At 71.7% G+C, this 10,545-nt stretch carries 9 protein-coding genes; 3 read left to right on the top strand and 6 right to left on the bottom strand.

The window, feature by feature from the left end; all coding sequences use genetic code 11:
- From SSOG_RS11650 to SSOG_RS11640, 3 genes are all read right to left on the bottom strand, one after another.
- Positions 1–352, bottom strand: a 352-nt coding sequence (locus tag SSOG_RS11650) for a TIGR04222 domain-containing membrane protein (RefSeq protein WP_009714419.1), incomplete at its 3' end; no start/stop codon positions are given.
- An 81-nt stretch (positions 353–433) separates the two neighbouring features.
- Positions 434–1,480 carry a TIGR04222 domain-containing membrane protein gene (locus SSOG_RS11645; RefSeq protein ID WP_106516622.1) on the bottom strand — a complete coding sequence of 349 codons (1,047 nt, stop codon included), beginning with the start codon at positions 1,478–1,480 and terminating at the stop codon, positions 434–436.
- A gap of 16 nt (positions 1,481–1,496) precedes the next feature.
- Positions 1,497–2,789 carry an MbnB/TglH/ChrH family RiPP precursor modification enzyme gene (locus SSOG_RS11640; RefSeq protein ID WP_425385410.1) on the bottom strand — a complete coding sequence of 431 codons (1,293 nt, stop codon included), beginning with the start codon at positions 2,787–2,789 and terminating at the stop codon, positions 1,497–1,499.
- A gap of 423 nt (positions 2,790–3,212) precedes the next feature.
- Between SSOG_RS11640 and SSOG_RS11635 the strand changes: the two genes are divergently transcribed.
- Positions 3,213–5,186, top strand: a complete 1,974-nt coding sequence (locus SSOG_RS11635) for a transglycosylase domain-containing protein (protein WP_039940994.1) — start codon at positions 3,213–3,215, stop codon at positions 5,184–5,186.
- Between the two features lie 78 nt (positions 5,187–5,264).
- On the opposite strand, the gene SSOG_RS11630 is transcribed toward SSOG_RS11635, so the two are convergent.
- Both SSOG_RS11630 and SSOG_RS11625 read right to left on the bottom strand, forming a co-directional pair.
- On the bottom strand, positions 5,265–6,593 hold the full coding sequence (locus SSOG_RS11630) for a polysaccharide deacetylase family protein (RefSeq protein WP_009714415.1): 1,329 nt from the start codon (positions 6,591–6,593) through the stop codon (positions 5,265–5,267).
- Between the two features lie 96 nt (positions 6,594–6,689).
- Positions 6,690–8,099 carry a hypothetical protein gene (locus tag SSOG_RS11625; protein ID WP_009714414.1) on the bottom strand — a complete coding sequence of 470 codons (1,410 nt, stop codon included), beginning with the start codon at positions 8,097–8,099 and terminating at the stop codon, positions 6,690–6,692.
- 164 nt (positions 8,100–8,263) lie between these two features.
- Between SSOG_RS11625 and SSOG_RS11620 the strand changes: the two genes are divergently transcribed.
- Together SSOG_RS11620 and SSOG_RS11615 are read left to right on the top strand one after the other, a co-directional pair.
- Complete coding sequence (locus SSOG_RS11620; RefSeq protein ID WP_009714413.1) at positions 8,264–9,523, top strand: molybdopterin-dependent oxidoreductase; 1,260 nt, start codon at positions 8,264–8,266, stop codon at positions 9,521–9,523.
- The gene (locus SSOG_RS11615; protein WP_039937268.1) at positions 9,520–9,990 is read left to right on the top strand and encodes a hypothetical protein; all 471 of its coding nucleotides are present in this window, start codon (positions 9,520–9,522) and stop codon (positions 9,988–9,990) included. The genes SSOG_RS11620 and SSOG_RS11615 overlap by 4 nt, the downstream gene beginning before the upstream one ends.
- Here the strand turns inward: SSOG_RS11615 and SSOG_RS11610 are convergent.
- The coding region (locus tag SSOG_RS11610) for a methyltransferase domain-containing protein (RefSeq protein ID WP_063631557.1) at positions 9,938–10,545 on the bottom strand (608 nt) is incomplete at its 5' end. The genes SSOG_RS11615 and SSOG_RS11610 overlap by 53 nt on opposite strands.

Below are 10,545 nucleotides of genomic sequence, written 5' to 3'. Positions count from 1 at the left end.
CGGCCAGCGCGGTGCGGACCGGCGGTACGGGGGACTGGCCCCGCGGCCCTATCGCGGCGATGACCGAGCGTTCGAGATCGTCCCGGCCGTCCGGGTCCACGACGGTGACCCAGCCGGTGTGGGCGAGCAGCAGCCGGCGCTCACGGGCCATCGACACCAGGGCGAGATCGGCGACCCGCCGCGGCCCGCCCGCCAGGAACGCCGCCTCATACAGGCTCAGGGCCCGCCCCTCGGGCCGCGGACCAGCGGCGGCTTCCATCGGCTGGGCGGCCGCGACCGCGGCGAGGCACAGGCGGGTGCAGCTGACGACCGCCGAGCCCCATGCGACGAGCAGGAACAGGACCCACAACATGGCCGAGTTCTACTGGACCCGACCGCTTCTGCGCCACAGATTTCGCGATATGCACGATTCGGTGCCACGATTCGTGAGCGGTCAGCTGCCTCCGCCGCAGCCGCCACCGCCCCCGCCGCCGCAGCCCGAACCGCCCCCGCCGCAGCCGGAGCCGCCGCCCCCGCCCCCGCATGAGGAGCCGCCTCCGCACGACGAGCCGCCGCAGCCGGAGCCCCCGGAGCCCCCGCCGCACCACGAGCCGCCGGAGTAGTCGGAGATGCCCGACGAGCCCGAACCGTCGCCCGAGGACGCGCCCTTCACCCGATACGCCTGGAGCAGTTGGTCCCGCAGCACCGTGTCGGCGGCGATGGTGGTCGCGCCGCCCAGCGCCACGGCGACCGCGACGGCGGGCGCCGCCCTCGCCGCGGAGTTCGCGGAGGATACGGCGGGCGCCGACGACCAGTGCCCGCTGGGCAGCCCTCCGGGCCGCTCGGCGGTGCCCATCTCGGTGTCCCTCCGGAAGGCGTCCAGGGCCCGCCTCCCGGCCGACGTCAGCCGGCCCTTGGCCAGGTTCGCGCAGATGCCGCCGACCCCGAAGCCGAGGAACAGCGCCGGAAGGATCAGGAAGATCACCGGGAACCCGCCGTTCCCGTCCATGTTCTGCCGGACGGTCAGCCAGATGCCCAGGGGCACGCCCAGCCAGCAGGCCACCACCTGCGCCCGCGCCGCGTTCCGCCACGGGCGGAGGGCGGCGGGGCGCATCAGCAGCCCGCGCTGTGCCAGGTCGTCCCCGATGGCCTGCACCTCCGGGGCGCGCATCAGCTCCCGGCGCAGCCGGTCGAGGGCGCCGTTCGGGGAGCTGGTGAGAGCGTCGAGAAGCGCGTTCTCGACCGGGGTGCGGGCGACCGGCTGCCGTATCGAGACCACCCCGGGCCTGCCCACCGCCAGCCGGCCGTCGGTGTGCATCTCGCTGATCACGGTGTCGGCCACCCGGCCGGGCCCGCCCGCCAGGAACGCGGCCTCCATGAGGTCGTCGACGCCGGTTTCCGGCGCTCCCGCGGCGGCCCGCCGGGTCCGTGCGACGCCCGTGATGATCACGGCCGACGCCACGGCCACCAGCACGTACACGAGGATCACGATCGCGTTCATGCCCGTCACCCCCCGCTCAGCACGAGCCGGGCCCGGCGCGCGAAGCGCGCCAGCGGGTGCGAGGCCAGCGGGGCGGGTCCGGAGCGCTCCTGCCACCACAGCGTGAGCCGTCGCCGCGTCGCCGCGTCCCCGATGTCACCGGCCGCCAGCAGATGCTCGACGAACGCCATCGCGTCGCGGCGGTAGCGCCGGTCATCGGGCGGCCGTCGGCGTACCCCTCGAACGCCCGCCGGTAGCCGTCGCCCAGGATCTCCGGCAGCTCGGGGGCGACCTTGGCGACCACCCCGGCCCGCTTGGACGTCAGCGCCCGGCTCTGGACCCCCAGCCGCCGCCGGTCGAAGCCCTCCGGCACCGGGCCGCCCGCGACGAGCGCCGACAGCAGCGCGCTCTGGGCGCGCGCCAGCCGCTCCCGTGCGGCGTCGATGTCCGGTATGCCGTTTCCGTTCGGACGGTGCTTCGGCGCGGGCCCGGCATCGGTGGCCGTCACCCCGGCCGTTGTCACCGCGCGGATCGCGTCCAGCTCGCCCGCCAGCTCCTCGGCCGCCGGGAAGTCCTCGTCCCGCTCCAGCAGCACCCCGGGCGGCGTCGTACGGGCGCACAGCTCGGCGAGCACGTCGAGCACCGGCTGCGTCACCGGGTGGGCGTGGCTGTCGTGCCACACCCCGTCCCGTTCGACCCCGCCCGCCACATGGACGTACGCGATGGCCTCGGTCGGCAGCTCGTCCAGCGCCGCGGCCGGGTCCTCGTCCCGGTTGACGTGGTTGGTGTGCAGATTGGCGACGTCGATGAGCAGCCGCACACCGGTCCGCTCGACCAGCTCGGCCAGGAACTGCCCCTCGGTCATCTCCTCGCCGGGCCAGGAGATCAGCGCCGCGATGTTCTCCAGCGCGAGCGGCACCGGCAGCGCCGCCTGGGCTATGGCCACGTTCTCGCACAGCACGTCCAGCGCGTCCCGGGTGCGCGGCACCGGCAGCAGATGCCCGGCCTCGATGGCGGGCGACCCGGTCAGCGGCCCCCCGGCCCGTACGAACGCGATGTGCTCGGTGACCAGCGGCGAGCCCAGCGCCTCCGCCCGCTCCGCGAGGGCGCTCAGCCGCTCGGGATCCGGCCGCTCGGCGCCGCCGAGGCCGAGCGAGACGCCGTGCGGGACCACCGTCGTACCGCGCTCGCGCAGCCGCAGCAGCGCGTCCGGCACATGGCCGGGGCAGACGTTCTCGGCCACCACCTCAACCCAGTCGATGCCGGGCAGGCGCGCGATGTCCTCGGCGATTTCCGGTCGCCAGCCGATTCCGGTACCGAGACGCGTCATGGCTCCCCCTTCTCCTGCCGGTCTCATGCCGGGCGTTCTCACCTGTCGGGGTAATGACCCCTGGAGGGGAGGACGAATCCACGGCGCTTGTGGTTCAGAGGTTCATTTGAGCTTCGGGGTGTCACGCTACGCCCCTCCGCGGGCCCTCCGGGTCGCCCGCCTTCACGGTCTCCGACGGCCGTGGCGGGGCGGTGAGTTGCGGAATATCAGCACTGTTACAAAATTTTGGGGCCCTGTGGCGACAGATGTTCGGAAGGGAGAATAAGGTCGTGTGGTCTGGGGGGATGGAAGATCACACCTTTGTGCCGCGCCCGCGCGCGGAGCGAGCGTGGGGGAACACACGTGCTGGGCAGCAACAATGCCATGGGGAAGCACCGCCGTAACGCACACCGTAAGCCGCAGCCGTCGTCGGCCGGGCGCGGGATGCAGCTGCGTCGCTGGGCGGCCCGCCATATCCGGATCGACTACCCCCGGGCCGGGAGACGGGGCGCGCGGCGGTGGCTGCCGTCGTGGCGTCAGATGGGTCTCCTCTTCGTGTTCTGCCTCGGGAGTCTGACCGGTGTACTGAGCTTTCTCTACATGCAGACCGAGATACCCAAGAACCTCAACGACTTCGCCACCCAGCAGGACAACGTCTACTACTGGGCCGACGGCTCCGAGATGGCCCGCACGGGCCCGGTCAACCGTCAGGAGGTGGCGTTGTCCAAGGTGCCGGAAAAGGTCCAGTGGGCGATCCTCGCCGCCGAGAACGCAAGTTTCTACTCGGACAGTGGCGTCTCCCCGAGCGGTCTGATGCGCGCCGTGACCCGGATGGTGACGGGCGGTGAGACCCAGGGCGGCTCGACCATCACCCAGCAGTATGTGAAGAACGCCTATCTGAATCAGCGCCAGACGTTCTCCCGCAAGCTCACCGAGATGTTCATGGCCATCAAGCTCGACGACCGGATGACCAAGCAGGAGATTCTCGAACGCTATCTGAACACCAGCTGGTTCGGGCGCGGCACCTACGGCATTCAGCGGGCCTCCTACGCCTACTACGGCAAGGACGTCTCCCGGCTCAACGCGAGCGAGGGCGCGATGCTCGCCTCACTGCTCAAGGGCGCCGGAACCTTCGACCCGACGCTCAGTGCCAAGAACCACAAACGGGCGGTCGAGCGCTGGAAATGGGTGCTGGACCGGATGGTCGAGATCGGAAAGCTCTCCAAGGCCGAGCGGGCGAGGTACACCACGTTCCCCGACCCCCATCCGGCGCCCCGGCCGGCCGGGCTCACCGGACAGGTCGGCTATCTGGTGGAGACCGCGAAGGCGTATGTGAGTTCCCACACCGAAATCTCCGACGCCGACTTCGACCTGGGCGGCTATCAGATCCACACCACCTTCGAGAAGTCGAAGGTCAAGGCGCTCGCCGCCTCGGTGAAGAAGACCCGCGACGGCCTCGACCCCAAGAACCGGCGGGAGGACCGGTACGTACGCATCGGCGCCGCCTCCGTGACGCCGGGCGGGCGCATCGAGGCGCTGTACGGCGGCCCCGGCTATCTGGAACAGGGCTTCAACGACGCGAACGCCTCCGTCGTCCCGGCCGGTACCGCCTTCACGCCCTTCGTCTACGCGGCGGCGCTGCGCGACGGCGTGCTCAAGGAGCGGAACAGCCCCCGCACGCCCGTCGCCCCCACCACGCTCTACGACGGCAACAACAAGGTCGCCGTGAAGACCCCCGAGGGCCCCTACTGGGACCGCGGCGGCAAGATCGTGCGCGGCGAGAACGACGGCGAGCAGTCCTATGGGCAGGTCAGCCTGCGCCAGGCGATCGTCCAGTCCATCAACACCCCGATGATGCAGCTCGGCATGGACGTCGGCCTCGACCGCGTCCGCCAGGCCTCCATCGACGCGGGGCTGCTGCCCAGCAGCTTCGGCGCGCGCGTGCCCATGTTCTCGCTCGGCACCGCGACGCCCAGCTCCATCCGGATGGCCAGCGCCTATGCGACGTTCACCGCGAACGGCACCCATGTGCCGCCGTTCTCGGTGAGCGGACTGACCCGCAACGGCGAGAAGTTCGCCCTGCGCAAGGACCGCGCCAAGCGGGCGTTCAGCGCCCAGGTGGCGGCGCAGGTGGACGACGCGCTGCACGGCGCGGTCCAGGGCGGCACCGGCCGGGAGGCGGCCGTGGTCGGGCCCGATACGGCCGGTAAGACGGGCACGGCGCAGGACGGCACCTCGTCCTGGTTCGTGGGCTACACCGACCAGGTGTCCACGGCCGTGTCGCTGTCGCGGGTGGACCCCAAGACCCAGGAACTGCTGCCGCTCAAGGGAATGGGCGGAGACGCCACCGGAAAGGCGAGCGACACCTATCCGCTGGACATCTGGACCCGCTATATGGCGGGGGCCGGGAAGAAGTAACCGGAAGACAGACAAAAGCCCGGCCCGGTGCGTTTCCTTCGACACACCGGGCCGGGCCTTTTACTTCTCGCCGTATCGCTACTTGGTGTACGACTTCCAGTCCGGCGATTCCGCCGGGTCGAGCATCCGCAGCTTTTCCAGGACCTTCGGATCCTGCGCGTCCAGCCAGTCGGCGAGCTGCTTGAACGATACGCACCGCACACCCTGGCGCTTGCACACGCTGCGCATCACGTCTTCGATGGCCTGCATATAGATGCCGCCGTTCCAGGTCTCGAAGTGGTTGCCGATGAACAGCGGTGCCCGGCTGCCGTTGTAGACGCGCTCGAAACCGTTCAGATAGCCCTCTCGGGTCAGCCGCTCCCATTCGGCGTACTTCGCCGGATCGCCCTCGGTGCTGTCACCGGACTGGTTGAAGAGGAAATTGAAGTCCATGGAGAGGACCTGCTTCTCGCTCTCCGGGTACGGCACCAGCTGGAGCGGGAAGTTCCAGATGCCGTCGATTTTGGAGGGCCATATCTGGAAGTCGCCCGGAGAACTCGCGTCGTAGCGCCAGCCCATCGACTTGATGGCCGGGATCAGATTCTTCTGTCCTTCGAGGCAGGGGGCGCGGCCACCGACCAGTTCCTCGTCGTAGTCGAAGGGCAGCGGCTCGATGTCGGTGAAACCGGTATTGGTCTTCCAGTTCTTCACGAAGGAGTACGCCTGCTCGGCCTCGCTCTTCCACTGCCGGGTGGTCCACTCACCGCCGCCCTTGGAGCCGCAGAAATGCCCGTTGAAGTGTGAGCCGATCTCATTGCCGTCCAGCCACGCCCCGCGCAGCTGTTCCAGCGTCTCGCGTATGTGCCCGTCGGTGGGGAAGGATATGGCGGCCGCGCCCTGCTTGTGCATCGGCGGCCGATAGAGGCTGCTCTTGTACTTGGGCAGCAGATACATGCCGCTCAGGAAGAACGTCATCTGGGCGTCGCTCTCCTTGGCGACCTGACGGAAGCGGGAGAAGAGATGATCGCCGTTCTCCAGCGCGCCGTCCCAGGAGAAGACCACGAACTGCGGGGGCTTCTGCCCCGGCTTCAGCTTTTCGATCTTCTGCTGCTTCGGCTGGGGGCCGGTGTAGGACGTCGAGCCGTCCCCGATCACCTTCACCTTGCCGTCCCAGTCGGCGTACTTGTTCTTCTTCTTGGTGCCCCTGGGGACCTTGTCCGCACGCGGCACGGGGGCGGCGGCCTGGACGCTGCCGTCCACCGCGCCGCTCGTATCGCCCGGTGAGGTCAGGGCAATGAGCAGCGCCACGACCACGGCCACGGCCGTCAGCGCGCCCAGGGGCGCGGCCATGCCATAGGCGTTCCGCGCCGATAATGCCTTCAACGCCTTCAAGGACTGTGATGCCTTCAAGGTCTTCAACGCCTTCAACGGGTCCCGCCCCCTGGCAACGGTTCAGTTGTGTGCCCCGCTCAGTATCACAGAAGTATCACCTGCTCTTCACATCGGCTACTCACTGCCGGACACTCACCAACCGGTGAGCAGCAGATGGTTCACGAGCAGCGCGAGAGCCGCCTGCGCCGCCAGCCAGCGGCGCAGGTCACGTGCGGGAAGCAGGGCGGCGGCCGGAAGCAGCCAGAGCACGAACGGCAGCCAGATGCGCTCCGTCTCGGCCTTGCTCATCCCGGACAGATTGGCGGTGGCCAGCGCGAGCAGTGCGGCGAGCACGAGCACCACGAGCCCGTCCGCCCCGCCCTCACCGCCCAGATCCCCGCGGCGCAGCCGCCGTACCGCACCCGGCGCGGCCCCCACTGCCCGGCGGGCCCCGGCGACGGAGGCGAGCCCGGCCGCGATCGCCGCGTTGGCGAGGTTGGCCCACACCCAGTAGCCGTAGGGGCGGTCCGCCGCGACCCCTTGGTAGTAGCGCTCGACCAGCAGGTCGTACCCCTCCCACCAGGCGAAACCGGCCAGGGTGAACGCGCCCGCCACCGCCGCCGCCCCGGCCAGCGCGTACGGCAGGGGCCTCACCGTACGGGCGAGGAGCAGCACGGCCGCGGCGGGCAGCGCCATGAGCGTGAGCCCGTACGACACGTACGCGGTGAGGCCGAGCAGCAGCCCGGCGGCCAGCGCGACGGCGCCCGGCGCCCGGGTCGTACGGGTCGCCGCCAGCGCGAGCAGTGCCAGCCCCCAGGCCGCGACCGCCGCGAAGTAGCCGTCCGCCGACGCCCCCACCCACACCGCGGCCGGGGCCAGTACGAGGAAGGGCGCGGCGGTGCGCGCCGCGCGCTCCTGGCCCAGTGCGCGCAGCGTGACCAGGACGGCGGCCACCGCCGAGCTTCCGGCGGTGATGCAGAACGCCCCCGCCCATCCGCCGCCGCCGAGCCCGAGGCGGTCCAGCCCGACGAAGGTGAGCACGGCGCCCGGCGGATGCCCGGCGATGTGCGCGGGCCAGTGGTCGGGCTGGGTGATCAGGATGTGCCCGGTGAAGCCGCGGAGCGCGGCGCCGATGTCGTGGAAGCGGTCGATGCCGCGCAGATACTCATGACGCTGCGTCAGCCGCCCGGCCACGCCCCGCCCCCAGCCGTCGACGAGCGCCAGCGCCCAGGTCCAGGCCATCGCGGTCGCCCAGCCCGCCCACAGCAGCCGGCGCCACGGCAGCGTCGCCGCGATCCGCGGGCCATGGGCGACGACGGCCACGGCGAGGGCCACGGCGGCGGGCGTGCCGGGGCCCGCATGGGGCAGCCAGTCGGCGTACAGCGGCGCCCAGTCGACGTACAGGGTGTGGTCGGTCCGCTGGATCAGGGTGCCGACGACGGCCGCGACGGCGAAGAGGAGCGCGGCGGCAGCGGCGGCGAGCACATCCCGGCGGCGGCCGGTCCGCTCGTCGCCGTCCGGCGTGCGGACGGTCGGGTCATCGATGCGGAGGGGGAGCTTCACGGCCTCACGCTATGCCGGTGACCTGCCGGAACGGCCGCTGCGGCGCGTGACGTCACCGAACCGTCAGATCCGGCCACCCTGAATGCCGACGACGGGGACGACGTCAGCGTTTCGTCATGCGTCGGAGCCCCTGAGGACCGGTCCGGCGGCCATACCGTCGTGCCATGAGCCACCGTTCCCCCGCCTGGCGAAGCCCCTTGCGCGGCCCCTGGCTGACGTCCGTCTTCGGCCTGATCCTGCTGTTCGGGATTCCGGTGCTGTTCGTCACCGGGCTGCTGTCGTACGCCGCGTACAACCCGGATCTGTCGCCGGTCAACGACAAGACGCCGGACAAGGGGCTGCTCGGCTTCTACCTCTTCTCCTGGCCGACCCACCCCGTCTGGCTCTACCGCGTCACCCAAGGGGTGCACGTCACGCTCGGCGTCGTGCTGGTCCCGGTGCTGCTGGCCAAGCTGTGGTCCGTCGTCCCCAAGTTGTTCGAGCGGCCGCCGGTGCGGTCCCTCGGGCACGGTCTTGAGCGGCTGTCGCTGCTCGCGCTGGTCGGCGGCGGGCTGTTCGAGTTCGTGACCGGGGTGCTCAACGTCCAGCTGGAGTATGTCTTTCCCGGGTCCTTCTACCCGCTGCACTTCTACGGGGCGTGGATCTTCATGGCCGCGTTCGCCGTCCACGTGGCGCTCCGCTTCCCCCGCATGGTGCGCGCGCTGCGCGGCCGCGATCTGCGGGCGGAGCTGCGCACCCCCGTCTCCCGCACCCGTCCGGAACCGCCCGACGAGACCGGTCTGGTCAGCCCGGATCCCGCCCCGCCCACCCTGTCGCGGCGGGGCGCGCTCGCGATGGTGGGCACCGGTTCGGCCGCGCTGCTGGTGGTGACGGCCGGGCAGAGCCTCGACGGGCCGCTGCGGAACACCGCGCTGCTCGCCCCGCACGGCCGGGAGCCGGGCCGGGGGCCGAACGGCTTCCAGATCAACAAGACCGCCGCGGCCGTCGGCATCCGCGCCCGCGACATCGGCCCCGGCTGGCGGCTGGTGGTGCGCGGCCCGGGCCGTGAGGTCGTCCTCACCCGTGAGCAGGTGCTGCGGCTGCCGCGGCACGGGGCGGCGCTGCCGATCGCCTGCGTCGAGGGCTGGTCCACACCCGACCAGCGGTGGGAGGGGGTGCGGCTGTCCGACCTCGCCGGGCTGGTCGGCCTGGGCGAGCGGCCGCCGGGCGTCCTCGTCGAATCGCTCCAGCGGCACGGCTCGTTCCGCTCGGTCGTGCTGCGCGACAACCAGGTCCGCGATCCGCGCTCCCTGCTCGCCCTGCGGGTGGGCGGCGCGGACCTGTCGCCGGACCACGGCTACCCGGCGCGCGTCATCGTCCCGAACGCCCCGGGCGTGCACAACACCAAGTGGGTGGCCCGGCTGAGCTTCGGGGAGACAGCATGAGGCGCTCCTTTTTTCGGCGGGGTTACGGCGACTCGCCCCTGCATCTGCTCCTGCTGCTGTGCTCCTTCGCGCTGACCGCCTACGCGGGGGTGCGGCTGCTGCGCGGCGACTGGCTCGGGATCGTGCTCTGGCTCGTCGGCGCCGCGGTCCTGCACGACCTGGTGCTGCTGCCGCTGTACGGGCTCGCCGACCGGGCGCTCCAGCGGGCGGTCCCGGCGCCCGTCTCGTACGTCAACTTCGTACGGGTGCCCGCCTTCGTCTCGGGACTGTTGCTGCTGGTGTGGTTCCCGCTGATCGCGGGGACGCAGCGGAGCCGCTACGAGCGTTCGGCCGGGCTGCCCGCTGATGTCTTCTGGCCGCGCTGGCTGCTGATCACCGCCGGGCTGTTCGCCGTCTCCGCGCTCTGGCTGGCGGTCAGGACGGCGGTGTGGCGGGCCCGGGAACGGCGGCGCGACGCAGGGTCATGAAGTCGCGGCCCCGGGCCGTCCAGCGTTCGACGGCGGTCCAGCCCGCCGCCCGGGCGTGGCGCAGCAGCGCGGGAGCGCCCACCCGGGCCCAGGGGAACGCCGTGCCGACCCGGCCGCGCCCGTCGTCCACCCGCACCCGGACCCGTTCGTCGACGTCGGCCGCGGCCGCCTCGACGATCAGCAGCCCCTCGGGGGCGAGGAGTTGCGCCACCCGCGCCAGCAGGGCCCGGGGGTCGCCGCCGATGCCGATGTTGCCGTCGAGCAGCAGCGCCGTGCCCCAGCGCCCTTCGTCCGGCAGCGGTTCGAAGACCGATCGGCACAGGGCCGGGCCGCCGGTGCGGACGGTACGGGCGACCGCCGCCCGGCTCACGTCGATGCCGAGGCAGGGGCGGCCGTACGGGGCGAGCGCGGCCACCAGCCGCCCGGGGCCGCAGCCGATGTCGAGTACCGGCCCCCGGCACCGGCGCAGCACGGTGCGGTCCGCCGCGTCGGGCTCCGCGCACCAGCGCTCGACCTCCAGGGGCAGCAGCCAGCCGTCCGCGCGGCGCAGGAACA

It is taken from the genome of Streptomyces himastatinicus ATCC 53653, assembly GCF_000158915.1.
Lineage (GTDB): Bacteria > Actinomycetota > Actinomycetes > Streptomycetales > Streptomycetaceae > Streptomyces > Streptomyces himastatinicus.
This window is presented reverse-complemented; position numbering and strand designations above follow the sequence as displayed.